Genomic DNA, 20,836 nt, shown 5'->3' with positions numbered 1-20,836 from the left:
TAATTAAGTCGTTTTGTGTGTTCATTCATCATTAAGTTAATTTGCTACTAAGTAGCTATGTAAAATCAACATCAATGTGAGTGCCCACACAAATTGCATGATAACTAATTGTTAAAGAGGTTATAAACGTTCGTTTATAACAAAGAGCAAGTCGCATTCGCTTAACTCTCTTTGCTTCGATTGCCCGAAGCAGGAGGCGCATTATAAGCACCTCAGTTTTAATGTCAACTTATTTTTTAAAGTTTTTGCTAATATTTCTAAAAGCTATTTTAAAACGTTTGGTTGCTGTTATCTAAATCAATCAACTTAGTTAACTTATTAAAACACTGTCTTGGGATGTCCCGAAGAAGTGGAGCGCATTTTATAGATTTAACTGTTGGCGTCAACACCTTTTTGTATTTATTTTTAAATAATATATCGTTTGAGCAAATTTACACCAACATGCTGTTTAATTGGCCTACACAGTTATATTTATTTGTAAATCGATTACTTTTTAAATACATCTTTATATTTAACGTCTTTCACATGCATACAATTAAGTATGGGTTTAATTCAATAATTACTATGCATTATGTTCTTTTTTGCTAAAGTTATTATTATTTCATTATCAGAGCCTTATTTATGACAACTTCTAATATTAGATCTTATCGCAATCATCAGCCTCAATTAGGTAACAATGTCTATGTCGATCCTACCAGCACAATTATAGGTAAAATTAGCTTGGCTGATGACACCAGCATTTGGCCTATGGTTGTTGCTCGAGGTGATGTAAATGTAATAACAATTGGTAAACGTAGTAATATTCAAGATGGCAGTGTGCTGCATGTAAGCCGAGTCTCAGATACCTACCCAAATGGTTTTCCTCTATCTATTGGTGAAGATGTTACCGTCGGCCATAAAGTTATGTTGCATGGCTGTACTTTGCATGACCGTATATTAGTAGGTATGGGGGCTATTGTTATGGATGGTGCAGTTGTACAAAGTGATGTAATTATAGGTGCGGGTTCATTGGTGCCACCGAATAAAACTTTACAATCAGGTTATTTATATGTGGGTAATCCAGTTAAACAAAGCCGTTTACTTAAAGATACTGAACTTGCCTTTCTTAAGAAAACTGCTGCCAACTATGTACTTTTAAAAAATGAATACATAGAAGAACAAAGCAAAAGTTATACTTATTAATCACCAAACTTTAGAGCCAAATGCAATTATCTACATCTGGCTCATTATCTTCTAGCCATTCTTCAACCCTGTCTTCCCAGGTAAATTTTAGGTCTTGGCTGATCTCCCGCTTAGTATCACGTATGTATATAGTTATTCGGTCACCAGATAGTTGCCCGGTAAATTTCCACGCTTGCTGTTCTTCATCAAAACAATGATCGTCATTAAATAATATTGCTTGGTTCATTTGTATATATACTTTTATCGGTATTAATCTTTAGATAGTTCAACTCGAAGGTTAGCTAATACAGGCGCAATATCAGGCATTACGCCACGCCAAATGCGAAAGCTTTCTGCAGCCTGACCAACAAGCATACCTAAGCCATCAATAACTTGTTTAGCACCGTGAGCACGACACCACTTTAAGAAAGTAGTCTCTTCTTTACTATAAACCATGTCATAACAGACAGTATTTATAGAAATACATTGACTACTTATCGGAGGGATATCAGCAGATAAGCTCGTTGATGTCGCATTAATAATAATATCAAAGTCAAACTCTTGTGTTTGTGCAAATGATATAGCTTGCGCTCGAGAGTCTTTAATTGTTGCTACCAATGATTCGGCTTTACTTACCGTTCTGTTGGCAATACAAAGTAACGCAGGGTTTTCTGATAATAATGGCAGTAATACCCCTCGTGCTGCACCGCCAGCACCTAACAATAAAATACGTTTACCTTGAAACTCCACTTGTTGTGATTTCAAATCATTAACTAAACCAACACCGTCAGTATTATCACCAAAGATCTTGCCATCAACAAAACTTAATGTATTTACCGCACCGGCAAGCTCTGCTCGATCGCTTAGTTGATCACTAATCGCTAATGCTTGCTCTTTAAATGGCATAGTTACATTAACGCCTTTAATACCTTGCGCAATAAGGGTATTGATATGATTGTTGAAGTTATCTAATTCAACTAGCTGTTTATCGTAAGCTATATTTTGATCTGTTTGCTTTGCAAAGAGTTGATGAATGCTCGGGGAACGAGATTGTGCAATAGGATTGCCAAGAACTAAGTATTTATCCATTAAGTTAAGCCAGTAAAGATCACTCTATATAATATATTAAATAGACTAACGGATATTAATTACTAATGCCAAGAAAATAGAAAAGCCGTATTTAATCAAGTGACTAAATACGGCTCTATCAATTTAAGCTATGACTTAAAATTTATAACCTAACATTACTGAGTAAACCATAGGGTCTACGTCAATGTCTGCAGAGCCATTAGCGATATCAGCAACTTTAAATTTAGCTTCTGTCGCAATATCAATGTAACGAACAGATGCATTTACATGCCAATTATCATTTAGTTGGTAGTCTGCGCCAACTTGCACAGCAAAACCTAAAGAACCATCTAACTCTAAATCTTTGAAGCCAGCTTCTTTATAAGTTGATGAGAATTCTTCATCAAAGAAAATAGTATAATTTAAGCCAGCACCAACATATGGTTGGAACTTAGAGCCCGTATCGAAGTAGTAAACAGCACTAACTGTTGGTGGTAAGTGTGTAACTTCACCTAAAGTAGTTTCTGTATCGCCTGCTTGCAATTTAACATCATGGGTAAATGGTGTTGCTGCTAAAACTTCAACAGCCCAGTTTGAATCAAAGAAGTATACAAAGTTAAGGCCTAACTGAGTATTATCATCAACAGATACTGTAAGACCAGAATCCGCACCATTTAAATCAACGCCTGACTTTCCGTCATCAGGACTTACCATAGTAGCACCGGCACGAACAACAAAGTCACCAGCTTCATATGAAGCTAAAGCTGCTGATGACGTAAATAAAGATACTAAAGCAAGACTAAGGATAGATTTTTTCATGTTTATTCCCTCAAAGAGTAATGTTTTTAAATTTTGTTTTCTTATTGTCAGGAATTGTAAACAAACTGTATGACACAACTTTGATTTAAAACAAAATAACTAAACATTACTTGTTTAATAAGGAAATAAATAATTAAGGTTTAACGATTAGAACGCTGCGTCAACTAATTAAAAGTTGACGCTAAATAAATAAACTATTTGATAATTAGATCGTAGAAGTTATTTTTTACGCCTAAAAGCTCAGAGCCAGCAGCAGATAAGTGCCCTTCATCTCTATATATGAAAGTATCCTTAAAGTGAGTTTTACATATACCACCATCACATAAGATGTCATCCAACATTATGGTTTTATAGTTATTACTCAACGAGCGAAGCCAAGTGTGAACCTTTTGCTGAACTTGAGGCATCCTTGCTACTTCAAAATCACACACAGATAAATCCGCATCGTAAAAATATTGTCGGTCTAAACATCTCGCTATGTTTTCAGAATTTTGAGGTGGAGGTGAGAAAATAACAGGAATAAAGCCCATATCTTCTAGCTCAACCAATGTGTTTTGAAATTCCGACATAATTACTTCATCGGGCGCTCGAAAAATACGTTCTTCACCTCGGAATGTCACATCCAACTCAAAGTACGCCATAAACCGCGCTGACAGCACAACATATTTTACAGTCTCGTTTGCTTGTAACCACTCTTTTACTTGCTTAGTAAAAGTTAAACACTCTTCAATAAATTTTGGGGTGTGAGCTCTGGTAAGGTTAAAAAATGGAGCACACTGGCTTTTAGTAAATTGAATCACTTTCGGATTTGGATTAGAAGCTACAATTCCATTTACTATATGCATAGCATACGAATCCCCCCACACTACAACTTCAGGGGCTTGGTCAGTTCTACAATCCTCTGATAAGGTGAAGCTACGCTCACATGTTTTACTTAAGCCATGATTTGCTTTTAATGCTTTTTTCATGGTCTTGTATGAATAATCAGGATTGCTTGAGCGTAAATCGATACCATTCCCTTCGATAATGACTGTACATAACAGCCCTACGGAAATAACTAAATAGATAGGCTTGTATTTAAAATAGTTAGACCAAAACGAGGAGTCATTTTTCCAGTTAAATGTTTCCACAAATTTATAACTTAAAAAGCCAAATAAAATTGAGAGGCTAAGCCCTAAATAAATAAATACTTCAGAGAGGGAGAAGTAATATATACAAACCACTAATGGCCAGTGCCATAGATAAATAGAATATGACCAAGCCCCTATTTTTTGAAAAATGATATTTTGCGTAAATATACTGTCATTGCACTGCGCTTGAATTATTAAAAAGGCACCGAAAACAGGAAAGAAAGCTAAGTACCCTGGCCAAGGGTCATTGTTGGTGATTAACAAACAAGAAGCGATTATTAACGTTAAGCCAACTATTTCCAATAACTTACTTTTAAAAGCATTCATTTTAAAAGGATAAAGATAAGCTACCCCACCTAACATCATCTCCCAAGCTCTTGTGTGCAACAAGTAATAAGAACTATCGGGCCATCGAGAAGTAGCGAAGGCACAAAAAACAAAGCCCACAACAGTGCCAACTAAAACAAAGAGTTTCATCGCATTAAACGACATAAACCTTTTGAGTAAAACAAGAATTAATGGGTAAAGAATGTAAAATTGCCATTCTGCCGATAATGACCAAGTATGCAGAAGCCATTTTTGGTGTGATGCGACATCAAAATATCCTGCTTCTCTTAAGTAGGCGAAATTAGATACAAATCCTATGCTACTTGCTGCATGCTTTGCTAGTCTTCTATATTCAGTAGGATCAAGAAAAAACCAGCCCCATAACATTACGACAATACAAAGTATTGCTAAAGCAGGAACAATTCGTCTCGCTCTAGCTTTGTAGAAATTCCAGGTAGAGAAATTATCAGAAGCAAGTCCTTTAAAAATGATCCCTGTCATTAAAAAACCAGAGATAACAAAAAAGACATCAACCCCCGCAAAACCGCCAGGTAACCAATTCGCATTAAAATGAAATAGCACAACAGCCATAACGGCGATAGCACGAAGGCCATTTATATCTTTTCTAAAGGTCATAGATTTAGGCATATTGTAGTTATTTTATCACCATAATAAATGGGAATTCCTTCCAATGAATATATACAGTTTAGCTTTAGTTTGGCGCAATTAATTATTTTAGCCAATCTTGAGGTTGCAAGTAATGTGAATACAATAGCTCTTCAGGGCTACCAGATGCCGGTTGGAAGTTATACTCCCAGCGAGCTAATGGCGGCATTGACATTAAAATAGATTCTGTACGACCTCCAGATTGCAGGCCAAATAAGGTGCCGCGATCAAATACTAAATTGAATTCAACGTAGCGCCCACGGCGATATAACTGAAATTGGCGTTGTTGTTCAGTATATGGCGTATCTTTGCGTTTATTAATAATTGGCACATAAGCATCGATATAACCTTGTCCAACAGCTTTAATGTAATTAAAACAAGTATCGAAATCCCACTCATTTAGATCATCAAAAAATAAACCGCCAACACCACGAGTTTCATCTCGATGTTTTAAGTAAAAGTATTCATCACACCATTTTTTATGATCGGCGTAAACATTATCACCAAATGGCTGACATAAATCGGCAGCTGTTTGGTGCCAGTGTATAACATCTTCTTCGATTGGATAAAATGGCGTTAAGTCAAAGCCACCGCCAAACCACCACACAGGAGCCTCACCTTCTTTTTCTGCAATAAAAAAACGTACATTGGCATGAGACGTTGGGATATGTGGATTTTTAGGATGAATAACTAATGATACGCCACAAGCTTGCCAAGTACGGCCAGCTAGCTCTGGACGATGAGCGGTTGCTGATGGTGGTAACTTATCGCCACTTACTGTAGAAAAGTTTACTCCACCCTGTTCAATAACAGTGCCATTGGTTAATACGCGAGTTCGACCGCCTCCACCTTCAGCACGTTGCCATTTATCTTCAATAAATTTGCCACTGCCGTCGGCAGCTTCAAGGGCATTACAGATTTGATCTTGTAGAGATTTTAGAAACTCTACAACTTGCTCAATGTTAACTTGGTTCATTGTCGGTACACTTCTCCTGAAAGAGCATTAATAATAGTAGATGGTTGTTTAAACCCTAGAGTTTTACCTTTAATAATATGATCGACAAAACCACCTAATTTAGCTTCAACTTCTTGCCAAGTAATTGCAGGTGTTTCACCACTTAGATTTGCGCTAGTAGAAACTATCGGTCTATTAACGGCATTGCATAATGCAACTACATCAGGTTGACTAGTGACGCGCACGGCAATGGTATTAAACTTACCAGTTAAAAAAGAGGCTATGTTTTCATGGGCAGGCATTACTTGAGTAACACCATCAGGCCAACGAGATAATATTACAGAGCGCTGATCTTGAGGAATTTTTAAATCATCAAGGTAAGGGAGAAGCTGCGAATAGCTACTCGCAAGTAATATAAGACCTTTATCTACAGAGCGCTGCTTTAATTTTAACAGTTTATACACAGCGTCTTTATTGTCAGGGTCGCAGCCCAATCCAAACACGGCTTCAGTTGGGTAAGCAATAACGCCTCCGGCTAAATAGGCCTGCTTAGCTTGTTCTAATTGCTCTTGTATAAAACTATTCTTGTTCATTTTTATAAGGTTAGGATCTAAAAACGGCCATTATAACGTGTTTGTATAATGACCGCATTTATTTGTTTTAGTGTTTTTTACTTTGGAGTTTTAATAAAATTAGGCAGATTTATCCAAAGAAAACATGTTTTTCACTTTCTCTCGCAAAATGAATTTTTGGATTTTACCCGTTGAGGTTTTAGGTAACTCAGCAAATATAATGGTTTTAGGACACTTAAAGCGGGCCATTTCGTTGCGACAGAATTCTATAATTTCTTCCTCTGTAGCACTTTGTCCAGGCTTTAATCCTACAAATGCACAAGGGGTTTCTCCCCACTTTTCATCTGCTCTGGCAACAACAGCAGCTTCCATGATTGCTGGGTGGCGATATAAAACCCCCTCCACTTCTACAGATGAAATATTTTCTCCGCCGGAGATAATAATATCTTTAGAGCGATCTCTAATTTCAATATACCCATCAGGATGTTTAACCGCTAAATCACCAGAGTGGAACCAACCATGCTCAAATGATTCTTCAGTTGTAGCTTCATTTTTAAGGTAACCTTTCATTGTTGTATTACCTCGAAACATAATTTCACCAATGGTCTCGGCATCACAAGGGACTGGCAGCATAGTTTCAGGGTCAAGCACATCACAATCTTCTTGAGTTGGATAACGAATACCCTGTCTAGCTTTAAGAGCAGCACGCTCATCATCACCTAACTCATTCCATTCATCTTTCCATTGACTCACCACACAAGGGCCATAAACTTCAGTTAAACCATAACCTTGTGTTATATCAAAACCCATAGCTTCCATCCCCTTAATAACAGCAGCAGGTGGCGGAGCGCCAGCGGTCATAGCTTTTATATTGCGAGGTAACTTTTGGGTAAGCTCGGTTGGTGCATTTAAAATCATATTTAATACGATTGGAGCACCACAAAAATGAGTTACTTGGTTGTCTGCCATGGCGTCTACTATGGCATTTACTTCGACTTGCCTTAAGCAAACATGCGTCCCGCCAACTGCGGTGATAGTCCAAGGGAAACACCAACCATTACAATGAAACATAGGCAAGGTCCAAAGGTAAACAGAGTTTTCCCCAAGCGGCCATATCATGTTATTACCCATAGCATTTAAATAAGCTCCGCGGTGTGAATAAACTACACCTTTAGGATTCCCTGTAGTACCCGACGTATAGTTAAGAGCCATTGCATCCCATTCATCTTCAATTAAATGATCAAATGGCTCAGGACTACCTTCGGCTAATAAATCTTTATACTCGATTTCACCCATTAATCTGCCATCAAGGCATTCATGATCGACAATATCTATTATCATTGGTTTGCGTGTAGATAAAGACACGGCCTGTTGCATTACATCTAAATAATATGTATCAACGAGTAATACATCAGTTTCAGCATGATCAAGAATAAACGCTAAATTGGCAGCATCGAGCCTAGTATTTAAAGAATTTAACACTGCACCGATCATAGGTACGGCAAAATGGGCATCAAGAAAAGCAGGGATATTGGCGGCCATAATAGTAACTGTAGTGCCTTTTTTTACACCTCTTTTTCTTAATGCAGAAGCTAAACGATAAACATTGTCTTGAAACTCTGTATAAGTAAAAGATTCTGTGCCATATATAATCGCTTTACGTTGTGGATGCAGCTGAGCTGTACGCTTAAGAAAATTAACTGGCGTTAAAGCTTGATGGTTAGCTGCAACTTTTCCTAAACCATTAGTATATTTATCTGACATGTTGGAAATCCCCTCTTACTCTATAACATCATAGTGAGATTTCTTTAGGTTTTTAGCAATCCGACCTTAGTCTAGAAAATAGCAAATAAATCAAGTTACAAAGTTTGGGAATTTTTGTAAACAAGGGTATAATGCGCCCTTTCATTTTTAACCCCTAACAGGGTTGATAGCATCTAAAGCAATTAACATAAAAGGTATAATGACATGACTGTTGGAATTATCATGGGTTCAAAATCAGATTGGCCAACTATGCAACATGCAACCGAAATGCTCGATCTTCTTAAAGTTCCATATGAAACTAAAGTGGTGTCTGCGCACAGAACTCCTCACTTACTTGCTGAATATGCTGAGTCAGCAAAAGAACGCGGTTTAAAGGTAATTATCGCTGGTGCTGGTGGTGCCGCTCATTTACCAGGTATGGCAGCAGCATTTACAAGCTTACCGGTACTAGGCGTACCTGTTCAATCTAAAGCTTTAAGTGGTCAAGATTCATTATTATCAATTGTACAAATGCCTAAAGGCATTGCTGTTGGTACCTTAGCTATTGGTACAGCCGGTGCAGCCAATGCCGGATTGTTAGCAGCACAAATTTTAGGTACTCATGATGAAAGTATCATGGCCAATATTGAAGCGTTTAGAAAAGCTCAAACAGAAAATATATTAAACAACCCTAACCCTGCGGAATAGGTAAAATGAATAAGGTCTTAGTACTTGGTGCTGGTCAACTAGCAAGAATGATGGATTTAGCGGGTACTCCTTTAAATCTAAACACCAAAGCTTTTGATGTTCGCATAGATGAAGTCGTACACCCATTGGTGAATGAATATAAGTTTGGTGATTTACAATCAGGCATAGAGCAAGCTGATGTTATTACCTCTGAGTTTGAACACATAAGCCATGATGTTTTAGAGCAATGTGAGGCTTCAGGAAAGTTACTCCCAACAAGTACTGCTATCAAAATTGGTGGCGATCGTCGTCTAGAAAAGTCACTACTTGAATCATGTAATGTTGCTAATGCCAAGCATAAAGTAATTGCTAACCATGAAGATTTTACTAATGCCATTGAGCAGCTGCAATTACCGATTATTTTTAAAAGCGCACTAGAAGGTTACGATGGTAAAGGTCAGTGGCGCTTAAAAGACATATCACAAGCAGAGTCAATTTGGACTGATATGGAAGAGTTTGTCGCAGGCGCAAAGACCTCTGTACCACAAGGCATTATTGCTGAGCAAATGGTGCCATTCGATCGCGAAGTATCGATTGTAGGAGCTCGTAATAGCAAAGGTGAAATAGCCGTATATCCTATTACTGAAAACCATCACACCAATGGTGTTTTAAGTGTCAGTCTTGCCATGCCAGTGCCAACTAAACTACAAGAACAAGCTTTTGAAGTATTTAGTAAATTAGCAGAAAAGTTAGACTACGTTGGCGTATTAGCTATTGAATTTTTCCAAGTTGGAGATACTTTATTAGTAAATGAAATAGCGCCTCGTGTACACAACTCGGGGCATTGGACCCAACAAGGCTGTGATACATGTCAATTTGAAAATCATCTGCGCGCTATTTGTGGTTTACCACTAGGTAATACCGAATTAATACGCCCTACCGCGATGATCAATATTTTAGGCCAAGATAGTGTGCCTGAAGCAGTACTAGCTATGCCTGGTGTTGCAATCCACTGGTATAACAAAGAAAAGCGTAATGGCCGTAAAATGGGACACATTAATGTTTGTGGTAATAATGAGCAAGAGCTAGCTGATAAATTATCACAACTTGCTGAGATATTAGACCCTCTTGCGTTTGAAGATATAAAAGAATTTGCCACTATGTTACAAGCTAGAGTTAACTAATACCAAGTTTTAGACTTTAAATAACAAAAAAGACGAGCAATGCTCGTCTTTTTTATATCCATAACTTTTAACTACAACCAATTAAGACTCACTTTGAAAGTGACTACACTTCTTACTTGCGCATTGCAGTTTTTCACCCGCAGCCATATTACGTTTAAGTAAAAGTTCAAATCCACATTTTTCACAACAACCTGCCGCGGGTTTATGGTTAACTACAAACTTACACTTAGGGTAGTTGTCACAAGAATAAAATGTTTTGCCATAACGGCTTTGTTTTTCAGATAAGTGGCCCTTTTTACATGTTGGGCAAGTTACATCGGCAACTACTTGATTATCTTCATGCTCAATATGGTGACATTCAGGGAAGTTAGTACAACCAATAAACAAGCCATAGCGACCTTGCTTAACCGCTAATTCATGTCCACATTCAGGGCATTGAGTGCCAGGTAGTAATTGCTGCTCAAACTTTTCCTGTTCAACAATAGGTCGAGTATAAGAGCAGATTGGGTAACTTACGCACCCTAAAAAAGCGCCCGCTTTAGAGTTTTTAACGGCGAGTTCACTGCCACATTCAGGGCACACCTCATAGGCTTTTTCTAAAGCATGTTCGTGTTTGCTAAATAATGGATCGTTGTCTTTTTTCATAATTTATTTTGTATTATCAAGTAACTACATTATGGCATAAAATTAATCATAATTATTAAAATGTATGTTTAAATACCAGCAATTATAATACTGGCTATAACTAGAAATATGTTAAGCTTAAATAACAATTGGTAAAAGTGGTAAAAACTTTGAGTAAAACTAAAATTTATACGCCTCGATTTTATGATGGCTTATTAGCATTCTTTTTCAAATTAGCTGCCAGTGGTTATATTCCAGCATCTTGGTTTTTAAAAAACCTTCCAGAAGAACAGGCTCGCAGTAAAAAAATTGGCAATTTGAATATTGAGGTAGTTAGTCACTGCTGGGGATATTCACATATGATGGCTTACCAATTAAGTTCATTAGTAAATTATCCCCCTAAAAAAGCACATGTCACTATGACTGTTTTTTATAGCCCGGAAGATGAAAAAACACAAAAACAATTAGACTTCTTTTCTTCTATCAATGTTGAGAATGTCACTTGGAATTGGCAGCCTCTTCCTAAAGAACTATTGTTTAGGCGAGCTATAGGCCGTAACAGAGCGGCACTAGAAACTAAAGCGGATTGGGTTTGGTTTTCTGATTGTGACATTATGTTTAATGAAAATTGTATTGATAGTCTTGTAGATAGCTTACAGGGTAGAAATGACATTCTAGTTTTTCCTAAAAAAGAAAAAACTACTCCCATGCTAAAAGAAGATCACCCTTTATTGCAAAAAGATGCTGAGCCACAAGTGATCAGAATAGAAAATGAAGAAAACTTTGAATACTATTCTCGCTCAAAAGCAACAGGAGAATTCCAGATAACACATGGTGACGTAGCCAGAGCCGCAGGTTATTGTGCCAATATATCTATTTATCAAACCCCATCAAACCATTGGTGTAAATGTGTAGAAGATAGATGTTTCCGTTGGTTATTGGGTACGCATGGTGTTGCTATTGATATTGATAATATTTTTCAAATCAGGCACGTAACAAAGGGACGTTATAAAAAAGGTTCTTTGTGGTCACGTGTACGCAGTAAAATTCGTCACTTAAAACTAAAATCTTAATATATTAGGTTATATACATGTCGTTGAATAAAGTCGTTAATAAACTTATTTATAATAAATATACTGTTAGCTTAACTCCTTTTTATAAAAAGTACCCTTTTCAAGGAAAGGCCTCTATTCGCAGTGCCGACGATAGAGGAGCAATTGATTTTGACTTAGGAATTTTTTGCAATCGTATTCCTAAAGCAGCTAACTCGACAATAGTTTCAAATTTAGTTCAGTTAAAATTAGGTGAAGAGATAGCCTCACCACAAGCTAAAAAAGTCTTTACAACTCCTTCGCAATTAAAAACAGCAGAGCTAGAAAAATTTGATGACTTATTTAAGTTTGCTGTTGTTAGAGACCCATTCTCTCGAACCCTATCTGCTTATTTAGATAAGATTGATCGTAAATTCAACCAAAACGAAGAAAAAATAAGCTTTAAAGATTTTTTAAAATCTTTAAAGGCGGGTAAGCTTCATTCAAACTTACACTGGGCGCCACAAACATCTATCTTATTAATACCTATTGAAGAATTTGATTTTATTGGAAAGTTTGAAAATTTAAATGATGACTTAGCTTTTATTATTAATAAAATTAAAGGTCAAGAATCAACAAATAATGACTTCTCTAGAAAGGGGCCTCCTTCAACTAGCGCAACAGATAAAGTAAAGAAGTACTATGATAGTGAATGCGTTGAATTAATGCAGCAAATGTACAGTAAAGATTTTGAATTATTGGGTTATAACAACACTATAGGATAGTATGTTTTCTTTTCTTGCTTTTAATCAACATAAAAATAAAAAACGATTTGGTTTGGTTAGCTGCCTTAATAACAGAGGGTTGGGAACAGAAGCAAGATTACTAAAAAAATTTTTCAGGGAGCATTTGCCTGAATATCAATTCGATATTTTTGAAATCCGAGCTGGCCGGGCTTCAAAAGCATTTGATAATAAGTGGCAAACAAACAAAAGATTCATAAAATGGTTAAAGCGACAGAACTATGTGATGACCATTGAACACTTTATGCCTAACCTATTCCTTGAATGCAGAAAGCATCAGATAAAAAGCATCTGGCGCCCGAATATTGAATGGATTAATTCAGATTTAACCACTGAAGACTTTAATAAAGTTGATATTATCATTAGTCCTATGCAAGCTTGTGCAGACTTATTAACAAAGCGTTTTTCATTAGGTAATGTAGTTAATATGCCATGGATTGCTAACCTACCACTGCATACAAAACAGCTAAATAAAGGAAAAACCAAATTTTTATTTAATGCTGGGGGTGGCGGCGTTGGCGATCGTCGCAATTGTGAAGCTGTAATAAAGGCATTTAGTATAGTACTAGGGCAACGCAACGATATTGAGTTTTTATTGAAAACTCAAAAAGCATTAGATGTAAGTCAACTAAATGCATATAAGGGCAAAAACTTTATATACCATTATAAAAATACAAGTTATAAGAAAAACCTAACCTATTATACAGAAGCTGACTTTTCTATAGCGCCTTCCAAGTGGGAAGGAGTTGGCTTTGCTTTACTTGAAAGCTTATATCACGGCACACCAGTACTTACAGTAGATGCAGCCCCTATGAACTTATGGATTAGTCACAAAAAACTTGGATACACAGTACCAGTAAGCTATACCGATACCGATTTACCAATAGTAGATCGCGATAATTGGCATCTAGGTTTAAACTGGGTAAAAGCAGCTAACTGTAAAGTAGATGATTTAGTCGAGGGAATTAATTGGCTAGCTGATAACAAACTTGAGTTCTATAAGACCTTTAATAAAGAAAATAAAACGGTTTTAAGCCAAAGAAAATTAGATTTCATTAAGTCTTGGCAATCACTATTAGTTAGTTAATGCGGCTCTTTTTATTAAACTATTAGATAATCATTCAAGGCTACCTAAAATGACTAATACTTACATTATCAAACACCGCTTAATAATTATAGTAATGACTTTTTATGAAAAAAAAACTATCCTATTAACATTATTTAAAAAAGATTTATAGCTATGTATTTTTGTGTTTTTTCTTACAATCGGGGTCAGCTCTTAAAGAATTGCGTTGAGTCCATAGAGCGATGCGCGGAAAGTCCTACTATCTTCATTTTTGATGATAACAGCCAAGATCCTGAAACTTTAGCTATTCTTGATGAGATAAAGGTCAAACATAAAATAATAAAGCCTGATTTAGATAATTTTCATATGCACAAGTGCGGCGGTTTATATAACAACATGCAAATGGCTTTTGACTATATTCCTGACGGCGAGCTTGCTTTCTTTGCCCAAGATGATAGCCAGTTAGTGCGAAAAATTTTAAAGAAAGATATCGAAGATATAAACAATTTTTTTGAAGTTAACCCTAAGTCAGCTTTCCTTAACTATACCTTTTTAAAAGGTAAATTAAGATCCAGAGATGAAGAGTCTACCTATTTTGATAAAGACTCTAATGCATACTTTAGAAAAGATAATGCACAACAAAGTGCGGGGATTTATTTTTCAGCTATAGCTATTGCTCATATTGATCGCTTGAAATCCAATTTTTGGCAGTTTTTATCTAGAGAGAAGCATAATAACTCCCAAGCAAAAGACTTATTTGGAAAAATGGGGTTTATTAAAAACCCTTTCTTAATGCAACTTCCTAGTGCACCAGCTTATAGAGGTAAAACTAAGACTTGGGGGTTGAAGATGGCTGAAGACTACAATGAATGTGGCTTTCACCCTTTATCTTACATGTCAGATACAGAAAATGATTTATTTGTGAACCGTAGCGCAAAAAAATTACCCGTTGCTGAAGATTTTTTAAAACTTAAGCATAAAGAGTTAAGAAAACCTTGGGCTATTAATCCATTTCAAGGCACTAAATTTTTAAAGCCTCTTCACAAAATAGAGCTCACTGTCAGAAACTGGTTCAAATAAATGTTGCAATTAAAGGTTGATAATTACTTCGCTCAAGGTGCAGAGCGGCGCTGCTATCAGCACCCAACGAACTCTGCTGTTTGCATAAAAATTCCAAGGTCTGATGCCCAAGCTGATCAAAATAGAATTGAGAAGTTTTATTTCTCAATTTTAAAATTCAGAAAAGTTAAAACAGAAAATATTTTACCTAAGCTTTATGGCCCCATTATCACCAACTTGGGTAAAGGCCTAATGTTTGAAATGATAACCGATCATGATGGTAAGCGCTCTCTGACAATCAACGATTACATCTCGAGCAAACAAATAACGATAGAAAACGCTGAAACTATTATTTGGCAATTATGTAATAGTTTATCAGCAAAAGGGATTCTTATGGATGACAAGAATCCAGAAAATATTTTACTTAAAAAATCATCTAACGGTGATTTAGTGCCAATCCTTATTGATGGCTTTGGTGCAAAGACATTTAGTTTTAAATTCATTGTCGGTGCATTATTGCCGTTTTATGCACGTTTTAAAACTAAAAAAAGAAGTAAGCAGTTAATAGATAAAATGCGCAATAAGTTTATCTAAAGCGCCTCAGAAAGTATTCCCTAAGGCTCTAAAAGGTTAAATCCGAATTCGGTTGTTTTAACCTTATTCTTTTCATTGAACACTCGTAGCTTTTTATTTTTAGCCATCATTTCAGGATCTCGATAACCTCGTGGATGGTCTAAATGCAAGACATGCGCGTTATATCTAACATGCTTAGCCTCTACACCATTATTACGTAACCTCACACCTAACTCTCTATCTAAGCCGCCATATTGCATGCGTTGGTCAAAGCCATTTACATCTAGTATGTCTTGTTTCCATGCAGAAGCATTACAACCTAAAAAGCTTTTAGGTGCAGGTGTCAACCTATTCATGACTCGCGCTTTCCAACCTGTGACTTTGTACTTCAAATGTTTACGAGTTACAGGCAAACCATTATCAACCAGCCAATCCCAATCAAAGCATACACCTGAAAAGATATCATCTTTACTAATGAGCTCACTTGTAGACATTGGTAAGCGCATAACACTTCCAGTTAAGAACCTATTTGGTTTAATATTTTTAACATGCTCAGCAACAAACTCAGGATGAGGTATGCAGTCACCATCGGTAAAGATTATATAGTCACTTTTAACCGTTAAAATAGCTTTGTTTAGTATTTCACATTTTTGAAAGCCATTATCTTCATGCCATACATGGCTTATATCTAAACCACTAACTTCTTGCATTTTTTCGATTAATAAACGAGTTTCTTCAGTAGAGCCGTCATCAGCGATGACAATATCAAAGTTTTTATAACTTTGAGCACTAAAACCCCATAATACTTTTTCAAGCCATTCAGGAGAATTGTAGGTAGTAAATAAAACCGAAACTTTCATAATAAATTCTTAAAAACTATAGTGATTCAAATATTAGCACAATTAGCTAAAGTCAATAAACTGAAATAAGTGACATTTATAGATAATTACCATATCATCAAGGCAGGTTACCTTGAATTTTATTATCTATGTATTTCTGCGTATTCTCGTATAATCGAGGACAATTATTAAAAAACTGTATCGAATCAATCCTGCGTTGTACGGATAACGCTACTATTTTTATTTTTGACGATAACAGTGATGATCCACTTACTTTAGAAGTGCTAGCCAGCCTTAGTTCACAAACAACGATAATCAAACCTAACCCAAGTGATGTAGAGCAATATAAATGTGGTGGCTTACATAATAATATGCAAATGGCTCTTGATTATATTCCTGCGGGAGAATTAGCCTATTTTGTTCAAGATGACACACAACTTGTTAGAAAAATTGACATAGAAGATATCTATTCGATACATGATTATTTTAATAAAAAGCCAAATTCTGCTTTTTTACAATATGCTTTTATTAAAGGAAAGAACAGACAAAGAGCTCTTTCTTCAACAGTTTACGATCAAGAGTCTAATTCTTATTATAGAAAAAACACGCAACAGAGTGCGGGGGTATATTATTCAGATATATGCATTGCCAATGTTGATAGATTAAAAGCGGCAAATTGGAATTTTATTTCAAGCGAAAAAGATAATAGTAAACAAGCGCTTGAAAATTTTGAAGCTATGGGATTTATGGTAAACCCTTTCCTAATGTATTTACCAAGTGCGCCGGCATATAGAGGGAAAATGAAAACCTTCGGCCACAAGCTCGCAGAAAAGAAAAACTTATGTGGATTTCATCCTTTAAAATATATGACAGATGATGAGATACAAAAGCTAAAACAAAGGGATGTAAAACAGCTTCCTTTTGCTGAAGACTTTTTGCACCTAAAAGAGGGTGACCTACCTACTCCATGGATAATGAACCCATTTCAGGGAACAAAAATATGTAAGCCCTTGCATAAGCTCGAGCTTACTATACGTAATTGGTTTAACTAGTATAAAGACGCTGTATTAGTTAATGCAGCGGACCTTCACACTCATCAAAGATTAAATCTTCCATCTGTGAATAGGCAGACTCTTTACCTGGCACGTTGAAGAGTACCATTAACACCACCCACTTTAAATCATCGATGTTAAAGTCTTTGGTATCAAGTTCCATAACTCTATCAATAACCATCTCACGGGTAGAAAAATCAAGCAGATTTACTTGTTCTAAAAACATTAAGAATCCACGGCACTCTACATCAAGGAATTTTATTTCCTCTGCAGTATAAATGCGCATAGACGTACTTGGTCGGCGAGTTAAATATGGAAGCGCATCACTATTTTGTAATGCAGCCAATTTTTCTAACCAAGAAAGCGCTTTGTATATTTCGTCTTGATGAAAACCAGCTCTGGTCAGCTCGTCGGTAAGTAGGTCATGATCAACCATTACCTCGGCTTCACTGTGGATATAATTTTCAAAAAGGTACATTAGGATATCAAACATAACTAGCCCCTTTAAATGATTGAATTTTTTACAATAGATTTGAATTAATTCAATTTTATGTAGCCTCCTGGTACCGCAGTTACCAGACCACGCAGCTCTAGCGTCAATAATCGGGTTAATACTTCCTCTGTGGGAAGTTGGCTCCGAGAAACTACTGTATCTACGGAAGTAGTTTCATAATCCACACTACTTAACAATTCATCGATAAACAAGTCTTGTTGATGATTATTTTTACTATTTTTTTGTTCCCTTTTATCTAGACCGGATAAACCCTGAAGATCTAACACTGATAAAATATCATCAACTTCATCAACCAAAGTAGCCCCCTGCTTGATTAAGTAATGGCAACCTTTAGTTTGTGGATTATTAATTGCGCCAGGCATAGCAAAAACTTCTCTATTTTGCTCAAGAGCACTGCGAGCCGAGATAAGAGAGCCACTCTTAATTGTCGCCTCAACCACAAAAGTACCTAAACTCATTCCGGTAATAATAGTATTACGCTTAGGAAAGCAACCTGGATTAGGTGGACTACCAGGAATATACTCACTTACAATTAAACCATTAGTATTTAAAATTTCGCTAGCAAGTGCCTTATGGCGCTTTGGGTAAACTTGATCAAGACCTGTAGCGACAACGGCTATTGTTTTACCTTGAACATTTAAAGCGCCTCTATGTGCGCACGAATCAATGCCAATAGCCAAACCACTAGTTACAACAACACCACTAGCACTTAATTTACTAGCAAAGCTTTTAGCATGCTCTTGTGCCGATATACTTGCCGCTCTTGAGCCCACTATCGCAATTTGAGGTTGGTTAAATAAATCTGCATTACCTTGATAAAACAGAACATTAGGCGGGTTATGAGTTTGCTTTAACAGGCTGGGATAATTAGCTTGGGTGATATTAATAATTGCAATATCAAATTGCTGACATTGTTCAATAATATGGTTTATTTTTTGCCAATTGGGCTTAACAATGGCCTGTTGCTGAGTATGATTTAAACCACTTAGAGCAAGTTGCTCTTGGCTGAGGTTAAATAAACCTTCAATCGAGTGCTGATTAACTAGTTTATATTTGATGGCATTGGCTAGCCGAGGGATTAACTTCAAGGCTAGCCAATATTTTTGCTTTGTTATATCTGACATAATTCAAATTCCTTTTGAATAATGCCCTTTTATGAGTAGATTTTATTATTGTTATAGCCTCATTAAGGGGCGGTAACTAAATCTTCAATTTTTACTGATTTAACGGTTGAAAGAACGATAGCAAAACTCGTTTTTTCTTGTACTTTAAACACTAGTAAGTGCCCTATTTTTTCAATTGGCATCTCAACATTTTTATCACTTTCACTATCTCGAGTTAAGCGATACCAGCTTGAAGCATCCTCTTCATATACAGGGCCATTCTTTGTTTCAATAACCGTTGGACTCTGACGGTTAATAGAATAAATATCACCCATAGCAATATCTGCAGATACACCCTTGTTTAATAGTACAACCTCAAACTTACCAAACTCTCTAGCTAAATTATGTGAGCTAATCATACGAGCTTGGATATCCTTATCTAATGCGGCTTTCATGCTATAAAAAGAAGGTAGCAATTGGTCTTCATTAACAGGGATAATCACATCGCCAGCTCTAATTTCTCTTTTCGCTTTTTGTAATGACAATGTCGAAGGCTGTTGAGTTTCATCATTACCAGTACGCAAACCTAGTGCAGTACCAACAAGAATGGCTTGATAGCCTAAAAATTCATTTGATTCAGGATCTCGAATTTCATCGCCTTGATGGTAAATAGCATAGTTTTGACCTATTTCTACTTCACCCTTCACATATAACAAAGCACCATCGATATTAGATTTATACTTTTCATCACCGCCTAAAATATGAGGCGACTCATCTAAATCCGCTTTTGATAATACAGTCGAATAATTTAAGTATGGCGCTAAATGCTCTAACGGTAAAATCGTGATCGGGTTTTGATCTTTTAATTTTTTACGTTTTTCTGGTGACCACTTTAATGCTGGCTTACCTTTAACAAGCATTGGTTCACCATTTTCATCATAAACCAAACGAAGTTCATCGCCAGGATAAATTAAATGAGGGTTTTTAATATCAGGGTTTAAACGCCACAGTTTTGGCCATAGCCAAGGTTCGTTAAGAAACATCGCTGAGATATCCCAGAGAGTATCTCCTTTAACAACCACGTAAGTTTTAGGGGCGTCTTCTTTTATTTGCAGCTCGTCAGCTAAAGCAAACATTGTAGAGAATAGGCAAATTATTGTTATTAGTATCTTTTTTAACATGCTAATTAGGTCCATTTAAGCAATTATTACTACGTTGTCTATTATAATATCTGTTAACAACGCATAAAGCCCTATTATTAATAATAAATAATGGCTAAAATTAAAACATAACACTCAATCGAAAATATCGCTAATTGTTTTGTAAATATTATGACTATTTTAAATGTACTACGTTTTCCAGATGAACGCCTAAGAACTGTTGCTAAAGAAGTATCTGCAGTAACAGATGAGACTAAAAAGATCGTTGCCGACATGTTTGAAACCATGTACGCAGAAAATGGTGTAGGCCTAGCAGCTACACAAGTAAATATTCACCAACGCATTGTCGTTATGGATGTTAGCGAAGAAAAAGAAAATCAATTAGTACTAATTAACCCTAAAATTACCAATAAAAGCGGTGACATTATGGTTAATGAGGAAGGCTGCCTTTCAGTCCCTGGTTGCTATGCCAAAGTAGATAGAAACACAGAAGTTACCGTTGAAGCATTAGATATTGATGGTAAAGCATTTTCATTAGATGCAGATGAATTACTCGCCATTTGTATTCAACATGAGCTAGATCATTTAAATGGTGTGCTATTTGTTGATTATTTATCGCCTTTAAAACGCCAGCGCATTAAAACTAAATTAGAAAAAGAAGCAAAAGCTGCGGCTAAATCATAATTTAATTAATTGGAAT

General features: G+C 36.2%; 22 protein-coding genes. 10 read left to right on the top strand and 12 right to left on the bottom strand.

All coding sequences use genetic code 11. The features are described from left to right. The first annotated feature begins 621 nt into the window (after window positions 1-621). Window positions 622-1,182 (top strand): gamma carbonic anhydrase family protein, encoded by a 561-nt coding sequence (locus FNN08_RS01915; protein ID WP_143582956.1) that lies wholly within the window; start codon window positions 622-624, stop codon window positions 1,180-1,182. A 10-nt stretch (window positions 1,183-1,192) separates the two neighbouring features. Here FNN08_RS01915 and FNN08_RS01910 read toward each other — a convergent pair whose 3' ends face one another. The 7 genes from FNN08_RS01910 to FNN08_RS01880 form a co-directional block, all read right to left on the bottom strand. After that, on the bottom strand, window positions 1,193-1,408 hold the full coding sequence (locus FNN08_RS01910; RefSeq protein WP_143582955.1) for a hypothetical protein: 216 nt from the start codon (window positions 1,406-1,408) through the stop codon (window positions 1,193-1,195). Between the two features lie 23 nt (window positions 1,409-1,431). Beyond that, window positions 1,432-2,250, bottom strand: coding sequence for a shikimate dehydrogenase (aroE, locus tag FNN08_RS01905; protein WP_143582954.1), 819 nt, complete (start codon window positions 2,248-2,250; stop codon window positions 1,432-1,434). Between the two features lie 135 nt (window positions 2,251-2,385). Next, a complete protein-coding gene (locus tag FNN08_RS01900; RefSeq protein ID WP_143582953.1) occupies window positions 2,386-3,048 on the bottom strand; it encodes an OmpW/AlkL family protein in 663 nt (220 codons plus the stop codon). A 194-nt stretch (window positions 3,049-3,242) separates the two neighbouring features. Then, complete coding sequence (locus tag FNN08_RS01895; RefSeq protein WP_143582952.1) at window positions 3,243-5,141, bottom strand: acyltransferase family protein; 1,899 nt, start codon at window positions 5,139-5,141, stop codon at window positions 3,243-3,245. Window positions 5,142-5,235: 94 nt separating this feature from the next. Next, window positions 5,236-6,147 (bottom strand): oxygen-dependent coproporphyrinogen oxidase, encoded by a 912-nt coding sequence (gene hemF / locus FNN08_RS01890; RefSeq protein ID WP_143582951.1) that lies wholly within the window; start codon window positions 6,145-6,147, stop codon window positions 5,236-5,238. Further along, on the bottom strand, window positions 6,144-6,719 hold the full coding sequence (locus FNN08_RS01885) for an L-threonylcarbamoyladenylate synthase (protein WP_143582950.1): 576 nt from the start codon (window positions 6,717-6,719) through the stop codon (window positions 6,144-6,146). The genes hemF and FNN08_RS01885 overlap by 4 nt, the downstream gene beginning before the upstream one ends. A 99-nt stretch (window positions 6,720-6,818) precedes the next feature. Next, entirely contained in the window at window positions 6,819-8,462 is a 1,644-nt protein-coding gene (locus FNN08_RS01880; RefSeq protein ID WP_143582949.1) for an acyl-CoA synthetase, read from the bottom strand. A gap of 204 nt (window positions 8,463-8,666) precedes the next feature. On the opposite strand from FNN08_RS01880, the gene purE reads away from it, so the two are divergent. Continuing rightward, entirely contained in the window at window positions 8,667-9,149 is a 483-nt protein-coding gene (gene purE / locus FNN08_RS01875) for a 5-(carboxyamino)imidazole ribonucleotide mutase (protein ID WP_143582948.1), read from the top strand. 5 nt (window positions 9,150-9,154) lie between these two features. Continuing rightward, a complete protein-coding gene (locus FNN08_RS01870) occupies window positions 9,155-10,312 on the top strand; it encodes a 5-(carboxyamino)imidazole ribonucleotide synthase (RefSeq protein WP_143582947.1) in 1,158 nt (385 codons plus the stop codon). An 81-nt stretch (window positions 10,313-10,393) separates the two neighbouring features. Here the strand turns inward: FNN08_RS01870 and FNN08_RS01865 are convergent, their stop codons facing one another. Beyond that, entirely contained in the window at window positions 10,394-10,957 is a 564-nt protein-coding gene (locus tag FNN08_RS01865; protein WP_143582946.1) for a topoisomerase DNA-binding C4 zinc finger domain-containing protein, read from the bottom strand. Window positions 10,958-11,106: 149 nt separating this feature from the next. Here FNN08_RS01865 and FNN08_RS01860 point away from each other — a divergent pair, with 149 nt between their 5' ends. From FNN08_RS01860 to FNN08_RS01840, 5 genes are all read left to right on the top strand, one after another. Beyond that, entirely contained in the window at window positions 11,107-12,009 is a 903-nt protein-coding gene (locus FNN08_RS01860) for a glycosyltransferase family 2 protein (RefSeq protein ID WP_143582945.1), read from the top strand. 23 nt (window positions 12,010-12,032) lie between these two features. Then, the gene (locus FNN08_RS01855) at window positions 12,033-12,752 is read left to right on the top strand and encodes a sulfotransferase family protein (protein WP_185962540.1); all 720 of its coding nucleotides are present in this window, start codon (window positions 12,033-12,035) and stop codon (window positions 12,750-12,752) included. Window positions 12,753-12,996: 244 nt separating this feature from the next. After that, complete coding sequence (locus tag FNN08_RS01850) at window positions 12,997-13,857, top strand: glycosyltransferase (RefSeq protein ID WP_185962539.1); 861 nt, start codon at window positions 12,997-12,999, stop codon at window positions 13,855-13,857. 153 nt (window positions 13,858-14,010) lie between these two features. After that, the gene (locus FNN08_RS01845) at window positions 14,011-14,916 is read left to right on the top strand and encodes a hypothetical protein (protein WP_143582942.1); all 906 of its coding nucleotides are present in this window, start codon (window positions 14,011-14,013) and stop codon (window positions 14,914-14,916) included. Continuing rightward, window positions 14,917-15,489 (top strand): YrbL family protein, encoded by a 573-nt coding sequence (locus FNN08_RS01840; RefSeq protein WP_143582941.1) that lies wholly within the window; start codon window positions 14,917-14,919, stop codon window positions 15,487-15,489. A 20-nt stretch (window positions 15,490-15,509) separates the two neighbouring features. Here FNN08_RS01840 and FNN08_RS01835 read toward each other — a convergent pair whose 3' ends face one another. Further along, complete coding sequence (locus FNN08_RS01835; protein ID WP_143582940.1) at window positions 15,510-16,328, bottom strand: glycosyltransferase family 2 protein; 819 nt, start codon at window positions 16,326-16,328, stop codon at window positions 15,510-15,512. Between the two features lie 128 nt (window positions 16,329-16,456). On the opposite strand from FNN08_RS01835, the gene FNN08_RS01830 reads away from it, so the two are divergent. Further along, complete coding sequence (locus tag FNN08_RS01830) at window positions 16,457-17,359, top strand: glycosyltransferase family A protein (protein WP_143582939.1); 903 nt, start codon at window positions 16,457-16,459, stop codon at window positions 17,357-17,359. Between the two features lie 19 nt (window positions 17,360-17,378). On the opposite strand, the gene FNN08_RS01825 is transcribed toward FNN08_RS01830, so the two are convergent. The 3 genes from FNN08_RS01825 to FNN08_RS01815 form a co-directional block, all read right to left on the bottom strand. Next, entirely contained in the window at window positions 17,379-17,852 is a 474-nt protein-coding gene (locus FNN08_RS01825) for a DUF494 family protein (RefSeq protein ID WP_143582938.1), read from the bottom strand. 44 nt (window positions 17,853-17,896) lie between these two features. Next, window positions 17,897-18,997, bottom strand: a complete 1,101-nt coding sequence (gene dprA, locus FNN08_RS01820) for a DNA-processing protein DprA (RefSeq protein WP_143582937.1) — start codon at window positions 18,995-18,997, stop codon at window positions 17,897-17,899. 62 nt (window positions 18,998-19,059) lie between these two features. Continuing rightward, a complete protein-coding gene (locus FNN08_RS01815; RefSeq protein ID WP_185962538.1) occupies window positions 19,060-20,157 on the bottom strand; it encodes a LysM peptidoglycan-binding domain-containing protein in 1,098 nt (365 codons plus the stop codon). A gap of 150 nt (window positions 20,158-20,307) precedes the next feature. Here FNN08_RS01815 and def point away from each other — a divergent pair, with 150 nt between their 5' ends. After that, complete coding sequence (gene def, locus FNN08_RS01810) at window positions 20,308-20,820, top strand: peptide deformylase (protein ID WP_143582935.1); 513 nt, start codon at window positions 20,308-20,310, stop codon at window positions 20,818-20,820. Window positions 20,821-20,836: the final 16 nt, after the last annotated feature.

The organism is Thalassomonas sp. M1454 (assembly GCF_007097525.1).
GTDB lineage: Bacteria > Pseudomonadota > Gammaproteobacteria > Enterobacterales > Alteromonadaceae > Thalassotalea_A.
The sequence above is the reverse complement of the archived record's forward strand: the minus strand, read 5'-3'. Positions and strand labels throughout refer to the sequence as shown.

What these genes read in the sequence shown, in the direction of transcription:
- FNN08_RS01915 (WP_143582956.1), top strand. Translation starts at nt 622, where the DNA reads ATGACAACTTCTAATATTAGATCTTATCGCAATCATCAGCCTCAATTA.
- FNN08_RS01910 (WP_143582955.1), bottom strand. Translation starts at nt 1,408, where the DNA reads ATGAACCAAGCAATATTATTTAATGACGATCATTGTTTTGATGAAGAA.
- aroE (WP_143582954.1), bottom strand. Translation starts at nt 2,250, where the DNA reads ATGGATAAATACTTAGTTCTTGGCAATCCTATTGCACAATCTCGTTCC.
- FNN08_RS01900 (WP_143582953.1), bottom strand. Translation starts at nt 3,048, where the DNA reads ATGAAAAAATCTATCCTTAGTCTTGCTTTAGTATCTTTATTTACGTCA.
- FNN08_RS01895 (WP_143582952.1), bottom strand. Translation starts at nt 5,141, where the DNA reads ATGACCTTTAGAAAAGATATAAATGGCCTTCGTGCTATCGCCGTTATG.
- hemF (WP_143582951.1), bottom strand. Translation starts at nt 6,147, where the DNA reads ATGAACCAAGTTAACATTGAGCAAGTTGTAGAGTTTCTAAAATCTCTA.
- FNN08_RS01885 (WP_143582950.1), bottom strand. Translation starts at nt 6,719, where the DNA reads ATGAACAAGAATAGTTTTATACAAGAGCAATTAGAACAAGCTAAGCAG.
- FNN08_RS01880 (WP_143582949.1), bottom strand. Translation starts at nt 8,462, where the DNA reads ATGTCAGATAAATATACTAATGGTTTAGGAAAAGTTGCAGCTAACCAT.
- purE (WP_143582948.1), top strand. Translation starts at nt 8,667, where the DNA reads ATGACTGTTGGAATTATCATGGGTTCAAAATCAGATTGGCCAACTATG.
- FNN08_RS01870 (WP_143582947.1), top strand. Translation starts at nt 9,155, where the DNA reads ATGAATAAGGTCTTAGTACTTGGTGCTGGTCAACTAGCAAGAATGATG.
- FNN08_RS01865 (WP_143582946.1), bottom strand. Translation starts at nt 10,957, where the DNA reads ATGAAAAAAGACAACGATCCATTATTTAGCAAACACGAACATGCTTTA.
- FNN08_RS01850 (WP_185962539.1), top strand. Translation starts at nt 12,997, where the DNA reads ATGACCATTGAACACTTTATGCCTAACCTATTCCTTGAATGCAGAAAG.
- FNN08_RS01845 (WP_143582942.1), top strand. Translation starts at nt 14,011, where the DNA reads ATGTATTTTTGTGTTTTTTCTTACAATCGGGGTCAGCTCTTAAAGAAT.
- FNN08_RS01840 (WP_143582941.1), top strand. Translation starts at nt 14,917, where the DNA reads ATGTTGCAATTAAAGGTTGATAATTACTTCGCTCAAGGTGCAGAGCGG.
- FNN08_RS01835 (WP_143582940.1), bottom strand. Translation starts at nt 16,328, where the DNA reads ATGAAAGTTTCGGTTTTATTTACTACCTACAATTCTCCTGAATGGCTT.
- FNN08_RS01830 (WP_143582939.1), top strand. Translation starts at nt 16,457, where the DNA reads ATGTATTTCTGCGTATTCTCGTATAATCGAGGACAATTATTAAAAAAC.
- FNN08_RS01825 (WP_143582938.1), bottom strand. Translation starts at nt 17,852, where the DNA reads ATGTTTGATATCCTAATGTACCTTTTTGAAAATTATATCCACAGTGAA.
- dprA (WP_143582937.1), bottom strand. Translation starts at nt 18,997, where the DNA reads ATGTCAGATATAACAAAGCAAAAATATTGGCTAGCCTTGAAGTTAATC.
- FNN08_RS01815 (WP_185962538.1), bottom strand. Translation starts at nt 20,157, where the DNA reads ATGTTAAAAAAGATACTAATAACAATAATTTGCCTATTCTCTACAATG.
- def (WP_143582935.1), top strand. Translation starts at nt 20,308, where the DNA reads ATGACTATTTTAAATGTACTACGTTTTCCAGATGAACGCCTAAGAACT.